At 69.0% G+C, this 19,677-nt stretch carries 17 protein-coding genes; 13 read left to right on the top strand and 4 right to left on the bottom strand.

The window, feature by feature from the left end; genetic code table 11:
* Positions 1-10: 10 nt before the first annotated feature.
* Complete coding sequence (locus tag AC1RB9_RS11650) at positions 11-841, bottom strand: alpha/beta fold hydrolase (RefSeq protein ID WP_003116692.1); 831 nt, start codon at positions 839-841, stop codon at positions 11-13.
* 232 nt (positions 842-1,073) lie between these two features.
* Here AC1RB9_RS11650 and AC1RB9_RS11645 point away from each other — a divergent pair, with 232 nt between their 5' ends.
* Together AC1RB9_RS11645 and AC1RB9_RS11640 are read left to right on the top strand one after the other, a co-directional pair.
* Complete coding sequence (locus tag AC1RB9_RS11645) at positions 1,074-1,562, top strand: MerR family transcriptional regulator (protein WP_003090587.1); 489 nt, start codon at positions 1,074-1,076, stop codon at positions 1,560-1,562.
* Between the two features lie 99 nt (positions 1,563-1,661).
* A complete protein-coding gene (locus AC1RB9_RS11640; protein WP_003451826.1) occupies positions 1,662-2,348 on the top strand; it encodes a type 1 glutamine amidotransferase domain-containing protein in 687 nt (228 codons plus the stop codon).
* Between the two features lie 212 nt (positions 2,349-2,560).
* Here the strand turns inward: AC1RB9_RS11640 and AC1RB9_RS11635 are convergent, their stop codons facing one another.
* The 3 genes from AC1RB9_RS11635 to AC1RB9_RS11625 all read right to left on the bottom strand — a co-directional run bounded on the left by AC1RB9_RS11635 (position 2,561) and on the right by AC1RB9_RS11625 (position 5,105).
* The gene (locus tag AC1RB9_RS11635; RefSeq protein ID WP_003451829.1) at positions 2,561-3,199 is read right to left on the bottom strand and encodes a DUF6348 family protein; all 639 of its coding nucleotides are present in this window, start codon (positions 3,197-3,199) and stop codon (positions 2,561-2,563) included.
* Positions 3,200-3,627: 428 nt separating this feature from the next.
* The gene (locus AC1RB9_RS11630; RefSeq protein WP_003451832.1) at positions 3,628-4,563 is read right to left on the bottom strand and encodes a FecR domain-containing protein; all 936 of its coding nucleotides are present in this window, start codon (positions 4,561-4,563) and stop codon (positions 3,628-3,630) included.
* 2 nt (positions 4,564-4,565) lie between these two features.
* Entirely contained in the window at positions 4,566-5,105 is a 540-nt protein-coding gene (locus AC1RB9_RS11625) for a sigma factor-like helix-turn-helix DNA-binding protein (protein WP_003451835.1), read from the bottom strand.
* 168 nt (positions 5,106-5,273) lie between these two features.
* On the opposite strand from AC1RB9_RS11625, the gene AC1RB9_RS11620 reads away from it, so the two are divergent.
* The 11 genes from AC1RB9_RS11620 (at position 5,274) to AC1RB9_RS11570 (ending at position 19,666) form a co-directional block, all read left to right on the top strand.
* Positions 5,274-5,753, top strand: a complete 480-nt coding sequence (locus AC1RB9_RS11620) for a VOC family protein (protein WP_003131038.1) — start codon at positions 5,274-5,276, stop codon at positions 5,751-5,753.
* A 31-nt stretch (positions 5,754-5,784) separates the two neighbouring features.
* The gene (locus tag AC1RB9_RS11615; protein WP_003090602.1) at positions 5,785-6,177 is read left to right on the top strand and encodes a GFA family protein; all 393 of its coding nucleotides are present in this window, start codon (positions 5,785-5,787) and stop codon (positions 6,175-6,177) included.
* 29 nt (positions 6,178-6,206) lie between these two features.
* Positions 6,207-6,485: a hypothetical protein gene (locus AC1RB9_RS11610; protein ID WP_003090604.1), complete on the top strand. Its 279-nt coding sequence runs from the start codon at positions 6,207-6,209 to the stop codon at positions 6,483-6,485.
* 74 nt (positions 6,486-6,559) lie between these two features.
* Complete coding sequence (locus tag AC1RB9_RS11605; protein ID WP_003090607.1) at positions 6,560-7,102, top strand: hypothetical protein; 543 nt, start codon at positions 6,560-6,562, stop codon at positions 7,100-7,102.
* Positions 7,103-7,190: 88 nt separating this feature from the next.
* Positions 7,191-8,138: a Dyp-type peroxidase gene (locus AC1RB9_RS11600; RefSeq protein WP_003451839.1), complete on the top strand. Its 948-nt coding sequence runs from the start codon at positions 7,191-7,193 to the stop codon at positions 8,136-8,138.
* Positions 8,139-8,314: 176 nt separating this feature from the next.
* Positions 8,315-10,207: an AAA family ATPase gene (locus AC1RB9_RS11595; protein ID WP_079275393.1), complete on the top strand. Its 1,893-nt coding sequence runs from the start codon at positions 8,315-8,317 to the stop codon at positions 10,205-10,207.
* 1 nt (position 10,208) lies between these two features.
* Entirely contained in the window at positions 10,209-10,847 is a 639-nt protein-coding gene (locus tag AC1RB9_RS11590) for a 4Fe-4S single cluster domain-containing protein (protein ID WP_003451845.1), read from the top strand.
* A 14-nt stretch (positions 10,848-10,861) separates the two neighbouring features.
* On the top strand, positions 10,862-17,158 hold the full coding sequence (locus AC1RB9_RS11585; protein WP_003451847.1) for an AAA domain-containing protein: 6,297 nt from the start codon (positions 10,862-10,864) through the stop codon (positions 17,156-17,158).
* Positions 17,155-18,504, top strand: a complete 1,350-nt coding sequence (locus AC1RB9_RS11580) for a coiled-coil domain-containing protein (protein WP_003451850.1) — start codon at positions 17,155-17,157, stop codon at positions 18,502-18,504. The genes AC1RB9_RS11585 and AC1RB9_RS11580 overlap by 4 nt, the downstream gene beginning before the upstream one ends.
* 164 nt (positions 18,505-18,668) lie before the next feature.
* Positions 18,669-18,890, top strand: a complete 222-nt coding sequence (locus AC1RB9_RS11575; protein ID WP_003451853.1) for a SymE family type I addiction module toxin — start codon at positions 18,669-18,671, stop codon at positions 18,888-18,890.
* 395 nt (positions 18,891-19,285) lie between these two features.
* Positions 19,286-19,666 (top strand): nucleotide pyrophosphohydrolase, encoded by a 381-nt coding sequence (locus AC1RB9_RS11570; RefSeq protein WP_003155927.1) that lies wholly within the window; start codon positions 19,286-19,288, stop codon positions 19,664-19,666.
* Positions 19,667-19,677: the final 11 nt, after the last annotated feature.

Below are 19,677 nucleotides of genomic sequence, written 5' to 3'. Positions count from 1 at the left end.
CCCGGCGCGCTCAGCCGCGGATGAAGGCCAGCAGGTCGGCGTTGATCACCTCGGCCTGGGTGGTCGGCATGCCGTGCGGGAACCCCGGATAGATCTTCAGCGTGCCGTTGCGCAGTAGCTTCGCCGAGAGTACGCCGGAATTCTCGTAGGGCACGATCTGGTCGTCGTCGCCATGCATCACCAGCACCGGGATGTCGATGCGCTTCAGGTCATCGCTGAAGTCGGTCTGGGAAAAGGCCACGATCCCATCGTAGTGGGCCTTGGCGCCGCCCATCATGCCCTGCCGCCACCAGTTGCGGACGATCCCTTCCGAGGGCTGCGCCCCGGGACGGTTGTAGCCATAGAACGGGCCGGCGGGAATGTCCTGGTAGAACTGCGCGCGATTGGCCGCGAGCTGCGCCTGGAGATCGTCGAAGACGCTCTTCGGCAGGCCGCCCGGATTGCCCTCGGTCTTCACCATCAGCGGCGGTACCGCGCTGATGATCGCCGCCTTCGGCACCGGGTCGTCGGGATAGCGGGCGATGTAGTGGACGACCTCGCCGCCGCCGGTGGAATGGCCGACATGGATCGCCCCGCGCACCCCGAGGCGCTCGACCACCGCCGCCACGTCGTCGGCGTAGTGGTCCATGTCATGGCCGTCCCAGACCTGGCTGGAGCGACCGTGGCCACGGCGATCGTGGGCCACTACGCGAAAGCCCTCGGCGAGGAAGAACAGCATCTGCGCATCCCAGTCGTCGGAACTCAGTGGCCAGCCATGATGGAAGTAGATCACCTGGGCGTCGCGCGGCCCCCAGTCCTTGTAGAAGAGTTCGACGCCATCCTTCGTTGTCACGTAACCCATATCGCTTCTCCCGATCGGTGTGGATGCAGGCAACGGCGCCACCCTGCGGCCGCCGTCCCCTGTGTAGAGTAGAAAGCCGCCTGCGTTGCGCCGCCTGGACGAGGAAAACGCGACCGGCGGTAGCGCCCATGCGGCCTGGCGAACCCGTCGATGGAGGCGAGTTCGTCGCCCGGCCGTGAAACCACCCTAGGCTTGAAGTAGGCTTGAAGGTCAACGCGTTTCGAGGTGCGACATGAAAATCGGCGAACTGGCCAAGCTCACCGGCCTGGCGACATCGCGCATCCGCTTCTACGAGGCCAGCGGCCTGATCCGCTCGCAGCGCAAGGCCAACGGCTACCGCGACTATGCGGCAGACACCGTGTGGATCCTGGAGCTGGTCACCGGCGCCCAGGGCGCCGGCTTCTCCCTGGAGGAGATCGCTCGCCTGCTGCCGAGCGGCGACGGCGCCTGGCAGCACGGCGAGCTGCTCGAAGGCTTGCGCCGCAAGGTGGCCGAGATCGAGGCCCTGCAACGACGCCTGGAACAGAACAAGGCGCAATTGCTGGTGGCCATCGAAAGCATCGAGAACAAGCCGGACGGCCTGCAGTGCACGGAAAACACCCAGCGCGTGCTGGAACGCCTGCGCGAGGAAGGCCCTCCACAGACGGTCGGGCGTCCACGGCAAACCCGCTCGCGGGGGTCCTCTCCCACGCCGGCGGAGCAGCGGCTTTCCGACGCTTGACCTTGAAGTCGACTTGAATCTTAGAGTGACGCCAACCCACCCGGACAGCCTGCCGAAACCGGCTGCCGACGGGATCACTCACCGAGGAAGGTCAACGCAATGACCAAGCGCATCCTGCACGTCGTCACCAACGTCGCCCACTATGCCGATCCGACCCAGCCCACCGGGCTGTGGCTGTCGGAGTTGACCCATGCCTACGAGATCTTCGCCGCTCGGGGCTACCAGCAACGCCTGGTCAGCCCACGCGGCGGCGAGTCGCCGCTGGAGCCGCGCGCCCTCGGCTGGCCCCACGCCGACGCCAGCGCCAAGGCCTGGCTGGCCGACGAGACGCGCCTGGCGCTGCTGGCCGACACTGCCGCTCCCGAGCAGGTCGACGCGGAGGCGTTCGACGCCATCTATTTCACCGGCGGCCACGGCGTGATGTGGGACTTCCCCGACGACGCCGGGCTGCAGCACCTGACCCGCGAGATCTACCAGCGCGGCGGCATCATCTCGTCGGTCTGCCACGGCTATTGCGGCCTGCTCAACACACGCCTGGACGATGGCCGCCTGCTGGTCGCCGGGCGCCGCCTGACCGGCTACTCCTGGATCGAGGAAGTGCTCGCCGGGGTCGCCCGCAAGGTGCCGTACAACGTCGAGGAAGAAATGAAACGACGCGGCGCGCTCTACGAAAGAAGCCTGCTGCCGTTCACCAGCAAGGTGGTGGTCGACGGCCGCCTGGTCACCGGGCAGAACCCGCAGTCGGCCAAGGCCACGGCCGAGCAGGTGGCCGCCCTGCTCGGCTGAACGCGCGGCGCGTCAGTCCTGCGCGCGCCTCATCTGGAAGTCATGGCGCCGCTTGCCGATGAAGAACGATTCTGCATCGTCCCGTCGGCCAGGGGCCGCAGGATCGTCGCAGTGCTGGTCGTGTGGTAGGGGTCGAACTCGTCGAAGGGCGACCTGATATGGATGGAGCCGCCATCGACCGGTCCGCCTTGCGGGCTTCGCGACGCGGCGGCCTACGCCAGCGGCTTGAGCATGAGGAAGTTGCGCACGCTGTAGTAACCCTGCGAATCCTGCCAGTCGAGAGCGGCCAGGTTCTGCATGCCGGCCTCCCACGGCTGGTTGTCGAACAGCGCCTCCACCGTGCGCTGGTTGCCGAAGGCACAGAAGAAATGCCGGAACCAGTGCAGGCGCGCGTCCAGCGGCTCGGCGCGGATCGCCCGCTCGATGCTCGGGAACAGCCCGGCCGGCAGCGGTGGCGCCTTGCCCTCGGCGCCGCGCAGGCCGAGGTTGCCGATATGCACCTCGAAACGCCGCTCGCCGATCTCCCAGCTCTCCACCATCACCTGGTCCTCCTCGGCCTGGCCCCAGAGCGCGGAAAGCAGCACGTGGAAAGAGTTGGAGGCGAAGTTACGCAACGCGTCCTGCAAGCCGTCCTCGCCGCTGCCGATGCCGGCGAAGGCTTCCTGCAACTGGCGCTCGTCCTCCAGCAGCACGTCGACATCCAGCCGTCCGGTCTTCTCCCCCGCATACCAGGTGGCGCGGATCGCCGGTAGCCGCCTGGCTGGCGCCACCCATTCGCCGTGCACGACGCAGTCGATCCGGTGGGATTCGAACAGAGCAGCCAGATGCTGCGAGACGGAGACCGCTTCCATGGGTTGTCCTTGCATGGTCGAGGGCGCGCCGCCGAGGCGCTGCCCGGAAATCCCGGCGAGGCCGGGCGAAACGCGGCATAGGGTAGCGCAGATCAGAATCCTCGGCGCCGCCAGCTTCGCCACGCTGGCGCAGCGACAGCCAAGAGCCCTCCTGCCGTCGCTGCTGCGAGCGGGGCCTCGTCCACCTGGCTGGTCTGGCGCAGGCGTGGGACAGGTCGGGCCGAAGCCCCCTCCCAGGCCCTGGCCGAGAACTCGGGTGCATAGGCAGGGAAACGCATCGGTAACGATGAGCCGGACGTAGTGCGCAGGAACCCGGAAGGGAATGCGACATCAGATTTTCCTGTTTGGCAACGTCCGCGGCTGCTTCATGTGTTGGCCGAACAAGAATGACCATCGGCAAGCCCGCGACGTTGTTCTGCGTCTGTCCTTCAGACCGACTCGACGGTGACCCAGTAACGCGTCAGGTAGCGCACGCGCACAGGCAGCGACTTGCCCAGGTTCTGCAGGACCGCGTCGATCCGGTCCAGGCGGTAGGCGCCGGAAAGGCGCAGCTCCGCCACCTCGGCGGCGCAGCGCAACACCCCGGCGCGATAGCGGGACAGCTCGGCGATGAACTCGCCCAGCGGCCAGTCCACCACCGTCAGCACGCCCTGCGTCCAACTGCCTTCGCCTTCGCGCAAGGGCGTCGACGAGTAGCCGCGTCGCTCGTCGAAGAGAGCCTGCTGGCCGGCTGGCAGGCGCATCGGCCGGGTCGGCGTTTGCAACGGGCGTAGCTCCACTGCATGGCTGAGGACACAAACGCGCGTGCGCGGCCCCTCGCAACGCACGCTGAAACGGGTTCCCAGCGCGCGCACGCTGCCTTGTGCGGTGTGCACGAGGAACGGGCGAGCGCTCTGCGCGCTTTCCACGAGGATCTCGCCCCGCCACAGGTACGCCTGGCGCAGGCTTTCGTCGTAGGCCAGGTCCAGCGCGGTGGCGCTGCTCAGGTCGACCCGGGTACCGTCCGCCAGGCGCAGTTGGCGGCGTTCGCCGACGCCCGTGCGCTCCCCGGCGAGGAGCGCACGGTAAGGCAGGCCGCCGCTCGCCAGCCAGCCGCTACCCGCGGCGCAGGCCAGCAGGGCGAGCGTCTTGAGCAGCGCTCGGCGCCGCGCATGCACGCCTGCCAGCGTGTGCAGGGAGGTCTCCGCCGGCAGCGCCGCCCATTGGCCCTGCAAGCGCTCGATACGCTCCCAGGCCCGACGGTGTCGCGGGTCGGCCTCCAGCCATTCGCGCCAGGCCTGGCGCTCGCCATCGTTCGGCGGTTCCGCGCCGAAGCGCACGTACCAGGTGGCGGCGGCCTCCAGCACCTCGATCTCCAGTTCCATGGTCAGTCCTTGCAGAGCAACAGGCAGCGGGTCATGGCGCGAACCATGTGGTTCTCCACGGTGGTCATCGAGACGCCCAGGCGCTCGCCGGCCGACCTGTAGGTAAGCCCTTCGAGCTGTACCGCGAGGAACACCTGGCGGGTACGCTCGCCCATGCCGTCGAGGGCGAGGTCGATGGCAGTCAGGGTCTCCAGGATCGACAGTCGCGTTTGCGCTGGAATGTCCAGCGGCTCCGGCCGCGCGGCCAGGCTGTCCAGATAGGCCTGCTCGGTGGCGCAGCGGCGGAAGCTGTCGCTCATCAGCGCCCGGACGCTCGCGCTCAGGTAGCAGCACTGTTCGCGGAGGGCCTCGGCGCTACGCCAGGCGAACACGCGCACGAAGGTGCCGTGGGCGAAATCGGCGGCATCCTGGGCATTGCCCAGGCACAGGCGAAGCCATTGCCAGAGCCGGCTTCCATGCTCGACGCGGGGTTTGCCTATCGAGGCCGTCGGGCACGCTGGCCGTTCTTCTTGCGGTGGATGGGGGCTGGCGGGAGGGAGCATGGCAGTCCACGACACTTATGATAATGAGTCTCATTCTATTTACGCCCGAAGCGGAACTGCAACTGCGCATGCGATCGCCCGGCAGCGCCACCGTTCGGCGCCCAGCACGGCTCGAAACGCCCGCAGGTCTAGACTTCCACGGTCGCCCCCGCCCATGGAGACCCAGCCATGATCAGCAAGAACACCATCTGCCTCTGGTACGACAGTGCCGCCCTGGAGGCCGCGACCTTCTACGCCGAGACATTTCCTGACAGCGCCGTGCTGGCTGTCCATCGTGCGCCCGGCGACTACCCTTCCGGCAAGGAGGGTGACGTGCTGACGGTGGAGTTCCGGGTGATGGGCATTCCCTGCCTCGGCCTCAACGGCGGCCCGGCCTTCCGCCACAGCGAAGCGTTCTCCTTCCAGGTCGCCACCGACGACCAGGCCGAGACCGACCGCCTGTGGAACGCCATCGTCGACAATGGCGGCGAGGAAAGCGCCTGCGGCTGGTGCCGCGACAAATGGGGCATCTCCTGGCAGATCACCCCGCGCGTTCTCAGCGAAGCCATCGCCAGCCCCGACCGCGCGGCGGCCAGGCGCGCCTTCGAGGCGATGATGACGATGGGCAGGATCGATATCGCCGCCATAGAGAAGGCTTTCAAGGGCTGAGCGCCCCAACGCCTTGCAGAGGAGTACTGAAATGGATCGATTCACCGGCGGCTGCCTCTGCGGCAAGGTCCGCCTGGTGGCGAGCGGCCAGCCCTACCGGGTCGGCCTCTGCCACTGCCTCGACTGCCGCAAGCACCACGGCGCGTTGTTCCACGCTTCGGCGATCTTCCCCGAGGAGGCGGTGAGCATCGAGGGCGAGACCCGCGACTACGCCGGGCGTTTCTTCTGTCCGCAGTGCGGCTCGTCGGTGTTCTCGCGCAGCGCCGACGAGATCGAGGTCAGCCTCGGCGCCCTCGACGCTCCCGACCAGTTCCAGCCCACCTACGAACTCTGGACCATCCGCCGCGAGGGCTGGTTGCCGGCGTTTCCGCTGGCACGGCACTATGAAAGGGATCGCGAAGGCGACGGCCGTAGCGAAGAGTGACGTTATTCCGCCAGGAGAAGGGAGGCAGCATGGACGAACTGTTCGAAGAGCACCTGGAGATCGCCAAGGCGCTGTTCGCCCAGCGCTTGCCGTACTGGTGCGATGTCTTTCTGCGCCCGGCCGACCGGGCTTTCAACGCCTACCTGAATGCCCGCGGCCAGGCCTCCACCTACCTGGTGCTCGAAGGCTTCGATCCGGTCTATATTCCTCGCGGCTGCGACCTCGACGCCGTGCGCGCGACCGCCAGGGCCAGGGCGCGACTGAGAGAAGCGGGGCTGGGCGAAGACGCGCTGCCCGTACTGCTCTGAGCGCAGGCCGCCAGTATCGCGGAAGCATCTGCTGGCAATTCCTCCCACCGCACTGTCCGCCAACGGAAGGCTACATGAACGCCCACCCCTACCTGCTCCGTCTCGCCGCCGGCCTGGCGCTGCTCCTGCCGGCCGCCTGCACGTCCCCTGCCCCGCCAGCACCGAACCTGACCGCGCTGTTCGCCGACGCCCTGCACTGCCGCGGCGACTTCCCCGACGCCCGCGACCGCGCAACCGCCGAGCGCCTGCGCGCCGAGGGCGTCGAAGTGCTGGATCGCGCGCCCGGCGAGACCCTCGACCTGCTCTACCGCTTCGCCACCCCGCTGCGCATCGACGGCAGCCTGGTGAACGCGGTGCGGGTACGCGGCGACAGCGGCGTGCTGGTGATGGCCTACGCCGAGGGTGACCTCGAAGACTTCGCCCGGCGCCAGGGCGCGACGCCGCACCCGGCGGAACGCGCCGCGCTGGATGGTTTCGGCGAGCTGGAGGTGCTCTACAGCCGGCCGCTGTCGCCGCGTCCCGGCCTCGACGAAAGCCCGCCGCGCCTGGTGATCGGGCGCGGGATCGAGGCGGCGGCGCAGGCGTTCCGCTGGGGCTGCCGGAGCTACGACGGCTGAACCCCGGGCAGGCCTTGATCGAGGACAGCCAGAGCGTGCTCCGACTCTGCTAGGCTCGCCTTTCCAGCTTCGATGAGGTCACACCCGGATGGTCAACGAATCCCCCGTACCCCAAGCGGTCGACAGCCCGATCACCCGCAGCGCGATCTTCCTCGTCGCGACCCTGGCGCCAGGCGAGGAACCCGCCGCCACCGTGCGCACCCTGTGCGGCGACATCGCGGCGCTGGTGCGCTCGGTCGGCAAGCGCGTGCCGGGAGGCGACCTGTCCTGCGTGACCGGCTTCGGCGCCGCCGCCTGGGAACGCCTGTTCGGCTCGCCGCGCCCGGCGTCGCTGCACGCTTTTCGCGAGATCGGCAGCGGCGAGCGGGTCGCCGTGTCCACCCCGGGCGACCTGCTGCTGCACATCCGCGCCGAACAGATGGACCTCTGCTTCGAACTGGCGACCCAGTTGCTCGGCCGGCTCGGCACAGCGGTCAAGGTGGTCGACGAGGTCCACGGCTTCCGCTACTTCGACATGCGCAGCATGGTCGGCTTCGTCGACGGCACCGAGAACCCGACCGGTCGCGACGTCGCCCGCCATACCCTGGTCGGTGACGAGGACCCGGACTTCGCCGGCGGCAGCTACGTACTGGTACAGAAGTACCTGCACGACATGGCCGGCTGGAACGGCCTGACCACCGAGGCGCAGGAGCGCATCATCGGCCGCACCAAGCTGTCCGACATCGAGCTGGACGAAGCGCTCAAGCCGAGTTGCTCGCATAGCTCCCTGACCACCCTGGTCAAGGACGGCGAGGAAGTGAAGATCCTCCGCGACAACATGCCCTTCGGCCGTCCCGGCTCCGGCGAGTTCGGCACCTACTTCATCGGCTACGCGCGCTCGCCGCAGCCACTGGAGGAAATGCTCGAGAACATGTTCGTCGGCCGTCCAGCGGGCAACTACGACCGCCTGCTGGACTACAGCAGGGCGGTGACCGGCAGCCTGTTCTTCGTACCTTCCGCCGACCTGCTGGAGGCGCTGGCCGACAAGGCACCGTAGGCGGCGGGTGCCGCTCTCTCCGCCGGCATGCGGCGGCGTTTGCGCCAAGTGCCAGCGGGCGGCGCGGATCCCCTGCGGAGCATGGGTGGAACGAGCCGGGCAGAGGAAAGGCCACCCGCGCAGCGCACGCCTGACTGGCAGGTTTCGTCGCCTCCGGCGAGGTCAGGGTTGGAGACATGGCCCTCGGGGCAATATGCTGTGGCCACGACACACGCTGTGAGCGACTATCGATGCCAGGGACTGCACTGTTCGAAAAGCCACGCTGGTTGCGCGACCTCCTGCGCTTCCTGCCCCTCAAGAGTCAATTCGTCCTCTCCGGGAACATCCGCGACCTGCAAGCCTGCGAAGTGGTGCCGGGCACGGTCACCGCGCAGAGCTTCAACCAGACCCTCTGCGACGCCCTGCTGGACGCCGGCTACGCCCAGGTGCTGGCCTGGGATCCGCTGGCCGGGTTCCGCGTGCTCGGCCGGCCGGGCAGCGAGGCGGGCGCCACTCCGCAGGTGCTTCTCGACCTCGGCCTGACCCCGGTGGACGGCGCCGCGCCGGCCGGCACCGACCTGCTCGGCGCAACCCTGCAACGCCTGGTCAACCGTAGCGGCGAGCCGATCGCCCTGATCGTCGACTTCGCCTCGCGCCTGGCGGTGCGCAACGACGCCCTGAGCGCCGCCGAGCATCAGTTGTTCACCCAGGCCCTGGTGCTCTCCCACCAGGCCCGCAGCCGTCCCGCCGGGGAACAGCGCAAACCGTTCTTCAACAGCGTGCTGTGGGTGGTGGAAAAGGAAGGCGACCTGCCCGACTGGCTGCTGGTGGACAACCCGCGCCTGCGCCATATCCCGGTGTCGAAGCCCGACCAGGCGGCGCGCCGGGCCCTGGCCCCGGCGCTGCTCCGCGGGCTCGGCGGGCTCGGCGGCGCGGGCGTCGCCGAGGAGGCCCTGCAACAGGCCGCCGCGACCTTCGTCGAGAACACCGAAGGCCTGCTGCTCCTCGATCTCAACGCCATCGTCCAGCTGGCGCGCGTGGAAGGCCTGGCCATGGAACGCATCGCCGACGCCGTGCGCCGCTACAAGGTCGGCGTCACCGAAGACCCCTGGTTGAAGATCGACCGCCGGCGCATCCGCCAGGCCGACGAGATCGTCCGCCGCCGGGTCAAGGGCCAGCAGCACGCGGTGACCCACATGCTGGACATCGTCAAGCGCGCGATGACCGGGGTCGGCGCCAGCCGCAAGGGCAACCGCCCGCGCGGCGTGGCCTTCCTCGCCGGGCCCACCGGGGTCGGCAAGACCGAGCTGGCGAAGACCGTCACCAGCCTGCTGTTCGGCGACGAGAGCGCCTACATCCGCTTCGACATGTCCGAGTTCAGCGCCGAGCATGCCGACCAGCGCCTGATCGGCGCGCCGCCCGGCTACGTCGGCTACGACGTCGGCGGCGAACTGACCAACGCGATCCGCGAAAAACCCTTCAGCGTGGTGCTCTTCGACGAGATCGAGAAAGCCCACCCCCGGATCCTCGACAAGTTCCTGCAGATCCTCGACGACGGCGTGCTCACCTCCGGGCGCGGCGATCGCGTGTACTTCTCCGAGGCGCTGATCGTGTTCACCTCGAACCTGGGCATCTACCGCCAGGGGGAAAACGGCGAACGGGTCGCCAACGTGCTCCCCGGCGAGCCCTTCGAGGCGGTGCAGGGCAAGGTCCACGGCGAGATCGAGCGCTACTTCAAGCTGGTTCTCAACCGCCCGGAAATCCTCAACCGGATCGGCGAGAACATCATCGTCTTCGACTTCATCCGCGCCGACGTCGCCGAGCAGATCTTCACCCAGATGGTCGACGGCACCTTCGCCGACCTCCGCGAGCAGCGCCTCGTCATCGAGCTGGCCGAGGCGCCGCGCCAGGCGCTGCACGACCTCTGCCTGGGCGACCTGTCCAACGGCGGCCGCGGCATCCGCAACCAGCTCGAAGCGCGCCTGCTCAACCCGCTGTCGCGGGCGCTGTTCGACCAGGACGCGCAGCCGGGCGAGCGCTTCCTGATCAGCGCCCTGGACGCCGACGGCCTGACCCTGGAACGCCGCTGAGATGGAACTGAGCCTGTCGCGGGTGCACTTCCCGGTGACCACCCTGGGCCCGGGGCGGCGCCTAGGCATCTGGTTCCAGGGCTGTAGCATCCGCTGCCCCGGCTGCATCTCCGCCGATACCTGGGGGCCAGGCCGGCGGCGCATCGCCCTGGCACGCCTGCTCGCCGACATCCAGCCATGGCTGGAGCAGGCCGAGGGCATCACCGTCTCCGGCGGTGAACCCTTCGAGCAGTTCGCTGCCCTCCTCGCCCTGCTCGGCGAACTGCGCCAGCGCAGCCGCGCCGACATCCTGGTCTACAGCGGCTACCCGCTGGAGCATCTGCACGCGCAACTGGAACAGGCCGCCGGGCTGATCGACGCGCTGATCAGCGACCCCTACCAACAGCACGCCGAACAGAGCCTGGCCCTGCGCGGCAGCGACAACCAGCGCCTGAGCCTGCTCACCGACCTCGGCCGCGCGCGCCTCGGCGGCTACCAGCGGCCACTGCGCGAAGACGACAAGGCCCTCGACCTGATGTTCGACCATGACGGCAGCGTGTGGATGGCCGGCATCCCGCGCCGCGACGACCTGCTGCGGCTACAGGACCTGCTGCGCGAACAGGGCCACCAACTTAGCGTCAGCGCCCATCGGCCGCGCTGAATGGATCGATACCGATGATACGTTTCTGCCCCAACTGCCAGAGCGAACGCTCGCTTTCGGAAATCTTCTGCGAAGGCTCGATCCAGGGCCAGCCCTGCGGCTGGGACCTTTCCGCCGAAGCCATCCATCCCGCCGGCTGGCGACCGCAACCGGTGCTGACCCAGGAAGCCATCGCGCCGCCCGCCAGCGAGCCGCCAACGGCGTCCGCCCCGCTCTGCGCCAACGGCCACCCGCTGCAACCCGGCGACCTGATGTGCCTGGAGTGCGGCGCCGCGCCGGCCGAAGAGCCGCTGCCGATGCAGGCCGAGGCCACGCCGCAGCCCGCCGTCACGGAAACCCTGATCGACGGCTGGCGCCTGCTGCGGCAGGTCGCCAGCAGCGACGGCGTGCGCGAGCGCTACCTGGCCGAACACGCGGAAAGCGCCCGCCAGGCGGTGCTCACCCTGTATCGCCCGGGCGCCGAGCCGGACCCGGCGATCTACGACGTGATCCGCCGCCTGCCGCGCGAACACGTGCCGGAAATCCTCGCCAGCGGCCGCTGGGACGAGCGCGCCTACGAAGTGGTCGAGGAACTCACCGGCGGCAGCCTCGCCGACCTCGGCACCGTGCTGGAGGACCGCGAGGCGGTGCGCCACGTGGTCCGCGAGCTGGGCCACGCCCTGCACGTGTTCAACGAGGCCGGCCTGCGCCACCGCGACCTGCGCCCGGCCAGCCTGCTGGTGCGCAGCCACGAGCCGCTGGACCTGGTGATCAGCGGCTTCGGCTCGGCGCGCCTGTCGGAATTCGACCTGGATATCGTCTCGCCGCTGGAGACCAGCCGCTACATGGCCCCCGAGGCGATCGCCGGCGGCGTGGCGGCGGCTTCCGACTGGTGGAGCCTGGGCATGATCCTGCTGGAGCAGTTGACCCGCGGCGCCTGCTTCGAAGGGGTCAACGCCAACGCCTTCCTGATCCACGTGCTGGCCAACGGCGTGGCGCTGCCCGACGACCTCGACCCGCAGTTGCACCTGCTGCTGCGCGGCCTGCTTGCACGCGACCGCCACCAGCGCTGGCAGTGGCCGCAGGTACAGGCCTGGCTGAACGGCGAGGCGGTGGACGCGCCGGCCTCGGCGGACAGCGAAAAGGACGACGCCGAAGGCGCCAGCATCGCCCTCGGCGCACGGCGCTTCCGCAAGCCGACGGTCTTCGCCCTGGCCGCGGCCCAGGCCGAGCACTGGGCGGAGGCCCTCGACCACCTGCTGCGCGGGGCGATCGTCACCTGGGCCGAGCACATCGGCCTGTCGCCCTGGCTGCTCGCCGGCCTGCGCCAGGTGGCCCAGCACGAGGGGCTGGAGGACGACTTCCGGCTGATGCTGGCGCTCAAGCTGCTGAACCCGGAAATCCCGCTGATCCAGCGCGGCGAGATCGTCACCCCCGGCTGGCTGCTGGAGCATCCGCTGGAGGGCTACCGGCTGATCAGCGGCTCGGTGCCCGACCTGCTCGAACAGTTGCACACCGAAAGCTGGCTGTCGCGGCTCAAGACCCGCGCCGAGAACGTCCGCCAGCGCGCCCTGCACCAGCACATCGAACTTGCCGAAGAACAGTTGCGCATCTACCTGCTGTCAACCTCGCGGGCGCGCCTCGCCGCGCAGTGGCAGGAGCGCCAGCGCCTCCTGCCGGACACCGAGCACCCCGGCCTGCTGGCCCTGGCCGAGCGCCGGGTGATCGCCGAGGAAGACCTGATCGTCCTGCTCAGCGCCAACATCGGCCAGTTCCGTGCCGCCGAGGCGATCGTCGAGGAAGCCGCCGGCCTGGCCCGCGACGCCGATGTGCACCTGTTCGACGCGGAGACCGCGCGCGGCCTGTTGCAGCACTCGCGGCAGGAGCTGTACCGCCGCGTCGACGAACGCATCAGCGGCTTCGCCCGCAGCGGCGTGCCCAGGGTCGACGAATGGGCCGAGCAGTTCCGCCTGGAGCGGCGCATGCCGTTGGCGAGGGTCCTGGTGCTGCTGGCGATCCCGCCGGAACAGTGGCTGGAACCGCAGAAGCAGCAGTACGTGTCGCAGATCCTCGATTTCTTCGAGAAGAAAGTGGTCGCCGCGGTGATGCGCGGGCCGCTGGTGCGCATGAGCATCGGCAAGAGCACCCCACGCATCGACCTCAACGAACTGCACAGCGCGCGACGCCCCGCCGCCGCCCTGCTCGACCACCTGCTGCAACGCAACGCCCGCGCGGTGAGCCTCGACCCGGACAGCTTCCTCGCCAACCCGCAACTGGAAGTGCGGCTCAACGCGCTGTCCCGGCAAAGCTCGCTGTACAAGCGCGACACCGGCATCAACGGCCTCTACCTGGGCTTCCCCTTCCTGCTCAACCGCGACCCGCGCGGCACCACCCGCACGCGCATCGTGCCGCTGCTACTGTGGCCGCTGAAGCTGCAACTGGAAGTCGGCAGCCGCGGCCAGGTGGCGCTGGCCTTCGACGGCGAGCGCGAGGAAGTGCGCCTCAACCCGGCCCTGGAAAGCCTGCTCGGCCCCGAGCCGTGCAAGCGCTGGCGCAAGGTCGCCGACGAATTGCTCGGCCGCTCCGCGCTGCGCGCCGCCGACGTGATGGATGCCTTCGGCCTGCTCGCCACCCCGCGCGGGCGGGTGCTGGAAGGATTGCCGCCGAGTTCCACCGAGGTCACGCCCTACCAGGACCAACTGGCCTGCGCCGCGGTGCTGTTCCACGTCACCTTCATGGGCCAGGCGATCGGCGAGGACCTGCGCCAGTTGAAGAGCCTGCCGCCCTCCGGCACCGGCCTGGAGACCGCGCTGCGCCTGCGCGAGAACGGCGAGCCGGAAGCCCGCGAGAGCCCGCCGGAGTTGCAGCGCTACTTCACCGTGGCCAGCGACCCGTCCCAGGAGGCCGCCGTGTTGCAGGCCCGGCAGAGCCCGGGGCTGCTGGTGGAGGGCCCGCCCGGCACCGGCAAGAGCCAGACCATCGTCAACATGGTCGCCGACGCCATCGGCCGCCAGCGCAGCCTGCTGATCGTCTGCCAGAAGCACGCCGCCCTGGAAGTGGTGCACAAGCGCCTGGTGGCCGAGGGTCTGGGCCAGCGCATCGTCATGCTCAACGACGTCAACCGCGACCGCGAGCCGGTGATCCGCAACATCCGCGAGCAGCTCGAAGCGCTGTTCGCCGACGCCGGCGGCGCCCAGGGCTGGGAGCGCCAGCGCGAGCGCCTGGCGGCGCGTATCGAGACGCTGGAAGGCGAACTGGACCGCTACCACCAGAGCCTGCACCGCGTGGACGAGGCCACCGGGCTGAGCTACCGGCGCCTGCTCGGCGAACTGATCGAGCTGGAGAAAGGCTCGCCGCCGCTGGACTTCCCGGCCCTGCGCCAGCGCCTGGCGGCGCTGGACATCGGCAGCCTGGCGCGCCTGGAGGAAAACTGCGCGCCGCTGGTCCGCCTCTGGCTACCGGCCCACTATGAGGGCAGCCCGCTGGCGCAACTGCGCGCCTTCGCCACCGACCAGGCCACCCTGCAAGCCTTCGCCGACAGCCTGCGCGCCTTCGGCGAAGCGGAGAAGGCCCGGCAGAAAGCCCTCGACGAACACCCGGCGAGCTTCGAGGTCGACGACCCGACGCCCTACCGCGCCTGGCTGGCAAGCCAGGTCGGTACCCTGCTGAATTTGCGCGAGGAGCAGCGCCAGCGCCTGGCCCACTGGCTGCCGCTGTTCCGCGACGCCGCACCAGGACAGCCGAGCCGTGGCGACGGCCTGGTGGCGGAGGCCGAGCAGATCGAACGGCAACTGCGCCAGCTCGACCTCGAACGGCATGCGCCGCTGCTGTCGCCGGCCCTCGCCATGCTCGAAGAGAACAACCTCGAACGCTTCCAGGCCCACGCCCGCCAGGTGCTCGAGGCACGCACCTGGCTGGCTCGGCTCAACCCGCTGCGCCTGCTGCGGCGCGGCCGCCTGCGGCGCTTCCTGCGCGAGCACGGCGAGGCCGACGACGACAGCCGCCTGGCCGCCCTCCTCGGCGCCTGCGACCTGGAGCGCCAGTGGCGGCCGCTGCGCCGGCAACTGGCGACGCTGCAACAGAGCCTGGGGCTGGCGACAGTCGCCACCGATGCCGGTCCGGAACTGACCGGCCTGGCCGGCCACGCCAGCCAGCAGCTGCGCGAGATCCAGACCCTGGCTCGTGGCCTGGCCCAAGCGCCGCGCGCCGAGCAGCTCGACGCGGTGATCCTCACCGGCGAGAAACAGCGCTTCGAAGCGCTGCTCGGCGACCTCGACGCCGCGCTGATCCGCCAGGCCGCACGCCAGCTCAGCCTGGACAAACTGAAGGTGCTCGCCGACTGGCTCGGCGACGAACTGCTGGAACAGCTGCACCGCGCCATCGCCGGCAACCAGAGCAACCTGCCGGCCCTCGGCCGCCTGCGCGAGGCGCTACCGCAACTGGTCGCCTACCAGCGCTTCCGTGGCCGCGCCGGCCAGCTCGAAGCCACCGACCTGGAATTCCTGGCCCTGCTGCGCCAGCGCCAGGAACGACTCGACGCGATTCCCGCCGAAGCACTCGAAGCCACGGTGCGCCGCATGCTCAACCGCGAAGCGCGGCTGGGCTGGAAGCAGCGCCTGGAACAAGACAATCCGGAACTGCTGTTCAGCCAGGACGAAGCCAGGGCCAGGGTCGCCAGCCTCGCCGAAGCCGATGTGCAGATGCGCGCGCTGAACCGCGAACTGCTCGGCAAGGGCATCGACGCCGCGCGCCTGGGCAGCCGCAAGCAGTGGGAAGACGTCACCCGCCTGACCGGCAAGCGCTCGCGGCGCCTGCGCGAGTTCATCGAGCTGGGCGCCGAACTCGGCCTGATGAGCCTGCGCCCGGTCTGGCTGATGAACCCCGACCTGGCCAGCCGCGTGCTGCCGCTCAAGGCCGGGCTGTTCGACATAGTGATCTACGACGAAGCCTCGCAGATGCCGGTGGAGTTCGCCCTGCCGACCCTCTATCGCGGGCGGGTCACGGTGGTCAGCGGCGACGAGAAGCAGATGCCGCCGACCGCGTTCTTCTCCAGCCGCGTGGAAAGCGACGAGGCCGAACTGTTCGACGGCGAAGCGCCCGACGAGAACGCCGACGAGGAGCAGCGCGAAGCCTACGAGGACACCTGGAACCGCCGCGAGATCAAGGACTGCCCGGACCTCCTGCAACTGGCGCGCAACGCCCTGCCCAGCACCACCCTGCAGATCCACTACCGCTCGGCCTACCGCGAGCTGATCGGCTTCTCCAACTCCTCGTTCTACGGCAACCGCCTGAGCGTGCCGGTACGCCATCCGCAGGCCAACATCCTGCGCATCAAGCCGCTGGAACTGATCCAGGTGAACGGCCTGTACCAGAACCAGAGCAACGAGCGCGAGGCCGAGCGAGTCGTCGACTACCTCGCCGAACTCTGGCGCCAACCCTACGCGGCGCGGCCGTCGGTGGGCGTGGTCACCTTCAACCGCAAGCAGGCCGACCTCATCGAGGAGCGCCTGGAACTGCGCGCCGAGCAGGACGAGACGTTCCGCGCCGCCTACAGCGAGGAGCGCGAGCGCAGCGAAGACGGCGAGGACATGGGCGTGTTCGTGAAGAACGTGGAGAACGTGCAGGGCGACGAGCGCGACGTGATCGTCTTCTCCTCCACCTTCGGCCGCAACGGCCAGGGCAGCTTCCGGCGCAACTTCGGCGTGCTCGGGCAGACCGGCGGCGAGCGCCGCCTCAACGTGGCGGTGACCCGCGCGCGGCGCAAGGTGGTGATGATCACCTCGATGCCGATCGGCGACATCTCCGACATGCTCGGCACCCAGCGCTCGCCGAGCAGCCCGCGCGACTACCTGCAAGGCTACCTGGAATACGCCCGCGCACTGTCCGCCGGCGAGTTCGCCGGCACCGGCCAGTTGCTCGAGCGCCTGCACACCGACCGCAGCGACCAGCGCCGCCAGCACTACCAGCGGCACGACGGCTTCAGCGAGATCGTCGGCGAGTACATCCGCTCGCTGGGCTGGTCCGCCGCGCCCGCCAGCGAAGGCGACGCCTTCGGCCTCGACTTCGCCATCGAGAACCCGGCCACCGGCCTCTACGCCATCGGCATCGAATGCGACGCCCCCTGCCACCCGCTGCTGGAACGCGCCCGCGCCCGGGAAATCTGGCGACCCTCGGTGCTGCGACGGGCGATCCCGCACCTCCACCGGGTTTCCTCCCAGGGCTGGTACCACGACGGCGACAACGAACGCGCACGGCTGCGCGCCGCCATCGAGAAGGCCCTGGCGCCCAGCGCGGAAACCCATCCCACGGCAGCAGCGGAGGCCTCCCAATGAGCGGACCGAAAGTCGTACGAATCGTCACCCGGGAAGAAGCCATCGCCACCTGCGAGCGCGACCTGCAACGCCTGGACAAGGCCCTCGCGCGCTGGGAAAACCAGGCCAGCCGGCTCGCCCAGCTCAGCGACGCCGAGCGCGCCGCCGCCCACGCCCGCCGCGCCAGCCTGCACGCCCTGCTCGAACAGGAACGCTGGCTGGACGTGCAACTACAGGTGAAGATCGAAAGCGAATTCCTCAAGCGCGACCTCGCCGAACGCGAAGAGCGCGCCATCCGCCAGGCCGCGGAAACGCGCCAGCAACACCGCCGCCTCCAGGAAAACGCCAGCGCCCTGCTCCAGGCCCTCGACGCCAGGCCCGATGCCGCCAGCGCGGCACTCCGGCAAACCCTGCAAGCGCTGGCCAACGGCGCCCTCCGCGACGACGCGGAAGCCCTGCTCGCCCAGGGCTTCGCCGCCCTCACCAGCGCCCCCGTCGAAGAACGCCTCAGCGCAGCCCAGCACGAACTCGCCCAGCGCCTGAAGACCGACGAAGCGCCTATCACCCTGGAACAGTGGCGCGCCCGCCAGCAACAGGACGCCCCGCGCGAACAGCGCCTGGCGCGCATCGACCGGCACATCGCCGAACTGCAACTGCTGCAAGGCGAGGCCAGCGCCCAAGCGTTCCTCGAGCGACTGGCACGCGCCGAAGCCGAACAGCGCCCGGAGCGCCGCAACCTGCTGCTCGACAGCCTGGTCCTCGACCTCGCCCAGGCCGCCCGCGAACACCAGCAGCAACGCCAGCGCCTGGAACACCTGCAAGACCTCGCCAGCGAAGTCGCCGCCCTGGGCGCCGCCGAACACGCCGAACTGCTCCAGCGCGCCGCCGCCTGCCAGCCCGACAGCGATCCGCAGCAACTCGCCGAACTCACCGAGCGATGCAACGCCATCCTCACCGCCCACCTCCAGCAACAGGCCGCCCTCGCCCGCCGCCAGGCCGTGCTCCAGGGCCTCGCCAGCCTCGGCTACGAAGTCCGCGAAGGCATGGCCACCGCCTGGGCGCAGACCGGCAGGGTCGTCCTGCGCAAACCCGCTACCCCCGGCTACGGCCTGGAAGTCGGCGGCAAGGCCGACAACGACCGCCTGCAACTGCGCGCCGTCGCCCTCAACGCCAACCGCGACAGCCAGCGCGACCGCGACATCGAAACCCTCTGGTGCGGCGAACTCCAACGCCTCCAGGCCCTGCTCGCCGCCCAGGGCGGCGAACTCAGCGTGGAACGCGCGCTGGGGGTGGGGGAAGTGGCGTTGAAGGAGATTGGCGAGGAGGAGCAGCGGGAGATGGGGGTGGTGCGGCAGAGGGGGTTGTGAAGGGGCCGGCTGGCGCCGCGGCAAGGCATTCGATCCGGGCAGTCCATCGCTTGACCCCTGGATGCCCCCTCGCTACCCTGCCGGCCAGGTGCTGAACACACCTTCTCTAGGCGGTTAGCCGCTCCCGAAAGCCAAGCGGTTTTTTACCTACACAGGAAAAAATCATGGCTACCCAGAAATCCCCTCTTTCGAATTCTCGACTTCTAACGATCGGCTACCAGCTCTATGAAAGCCGTCATAGCGATTGGGAACGTCGTGGCAAACCACGGCAAATTCCCTACCTGCGCTTGAGTGGCGACTGGCTGGAGGCTGCGGGCTTTGAGGTTGGCTGCAAGGTGAGCATTCAGGTCACCAGGCGGCGCCTTGTCATGCAAGTTGAGGATTGAGGCCATGCGCCCCTCGGGCAGAGAGTATCTGCTCAGGGGGCGCTGGTTTCTCTGTGAACCTTCATCCCATTCCTGCCGCATCTCGCCCTGCGCTCGCGCACCAGGCATCGTAGGAAAACGTCGCTCAGACACCCTTGTCTCCTCGAGCTGAAGCCAGCATGGGAGAGCAAGCTCAGCGTGAAGCGAACTCCTGGACTACAGGAAGCAGCAAAAAACCTATGGGTGGCTGACGATTCGCCAGGAGCATGTCCTACAGCTTGTAGCCCCCCTATCCCATGAAGAATCCCTACGATCTTTCTCCCTTCGTCTGAAGGAAGTATGGTGGCGGGCAATGGCGTCGCAGACGCCCGAGGCCCCGCCTCGCCGCCAGCCCGAAAAGATTCCTGGATATCGCCGTGACAAACGCATCGCCCCCCTCCTCTCTGGTAGACGTCGGCCAGCTCGCCGCCGCTCTCGAACGTTTCGCCGCCGAGCGCAACTGGGCCCAGTTCCACTCGCCGAAGAACCTGGTCATGGCCCTGACCGGCGAGGTTGGCGAACTCAGCGAGATCTTCCAATGGATGGACGAGGAGCAGTCGAAAGACGCCGCGCGCCATCCCGACACCGCCCAGGCGGTGCAGGACGAACTGGCCGACGTACTCATGTACCTGGTGCGCCTGGCCTCGGTCCTCGGCGTCGACCTGGATGCCGCCGCCCGGCAGAAGCTGGAGCAGAACAACCGGAAATACCCGGTAGAGAAAGCCCGGAATAGCAGCAAGAAATACGACCAGTTCTGAAGAAAGGCCAT

This window comes from Pseudomonas sp. 20-5, from assembly GCF_056782835.1.
This window is presented reverse-complemented; position numbering and strand designations above follow the sequence as displayed.

Bases quoted from the DNA above. Each gene is read 5' to 3' on its own strand.
- AC1RB9_RS11580 (WP_003451850.1), top strand. From the start codon at position 17,155: ATGAGCGGACCGAAAGTCGTACGAATCGTCACCCGGGAAGAAGCCATC.
- AC1RB9_RS11640 (WP_003451826.1), top strand. From the start codon at position 1,662: ATGACCAAGCGCATCCTGCACGTCGTCACCAACGTCGCCCACTATGCC.
- AC1RB9_RS11620 (WP_003131038.1), top strand. From the start codon at position 5,274: ATGATCAGCAAGAACACCATCTGCCTCTGGTACGACAGTGCCGCCCTG.
- AC1RB9_RS11650 (WP_003116692.1), bottom strand. From the start codon at position 841: ATGGGTTACGTGACAACGAAGGATGGCGTCGAACTCTTCTACAAGGAC.
- AC1RB9_RS11575 (WP_003451853.1), top strand. From the start codon at position 18,669: ATGGCTACCCAGAAATCCCCTCTTTCGAATTCTCGACTTCTAACGATC.
- AC1RB9_RS11625 (WP_003451835.1), bottom strand. From the start codon at position 5,105: ATGCTCCCTCCCGCCAGCCCCCATCCACCGCAAGAAGAACGGCCAGCG.
- AC1RB9_RS11605 (WP_003090607.1), top strand. From the start codon at position 6,560: ATGAACGCCCACCCCTACCTGCTCCGTCTCGCCGCCGGCCTGGCGCTG.
- AC1RB9_RS11645 (WP_003090587.1), top strand. From the start codon at position 1,074: ATGAAAATCGGCGAACTGGCCAAGCTCACCGGCCTGGCGACATCGCGC.
- AC1RB9_RS11585 (WP_003451847.1), top strand. From the start codon at position 10,862: ATGATACGTTTCTGCCCCAACTGCCAGAGCGAACGCTCGCTTTCGGAA.
- AC1RB9_RS11595 (WP_079275393.1), top strand. From the start codon at position 8,315: ATGGCCCTCGGGGCAATATGCTGTGGCCACGACACACGCTGTGAGCGA.
- AC1RB9_RS11610 (WP_003090604.1), top strand. From the start codon at position 6,207: ATGGACGAACTGTTCGAAGAGCACCTGGAGATCGCCAAGGCGCTGTTC.
- AC1RB9_RS11600 (WP_003451839.1), top strand. From the start codon at position 7,191: ATGGTCAACGAATCCCCCGTACCCCAAGCGGTCGACAGCCCGATCACC.
- AC1RB9_RS11615 (WP_003090602.1), top strand. From the start codon at position 5,785: ATGGATCGATTCACCGGCGGCTGCCTCTGCGGCAAGGTCCGCCTGGTG.
- AC1RB9_RS11630 (WP_003451832.1), bottom strand. From the start codon at position 4,563: ATGGAACTGGAGATCGAGGTGCTGGAGGCCGCCGCCACCTGGTACGTG.
- AC1RB9_RS11635 (WP_003451829.1), bottom strand. From the start codon at position 3,199: ATGGAAGCGGTCTCCGTCTCGCAGCATCTGGCTGCTCTGTTCGAATCC.
- AC1RB9_RS11590 (WP_003451845.1), top strand. From the start codon at position 10,209: ATGGAACTGAGCCTGTCGCGGGTGCACTTCCCGGTGACCACCCTGGGC.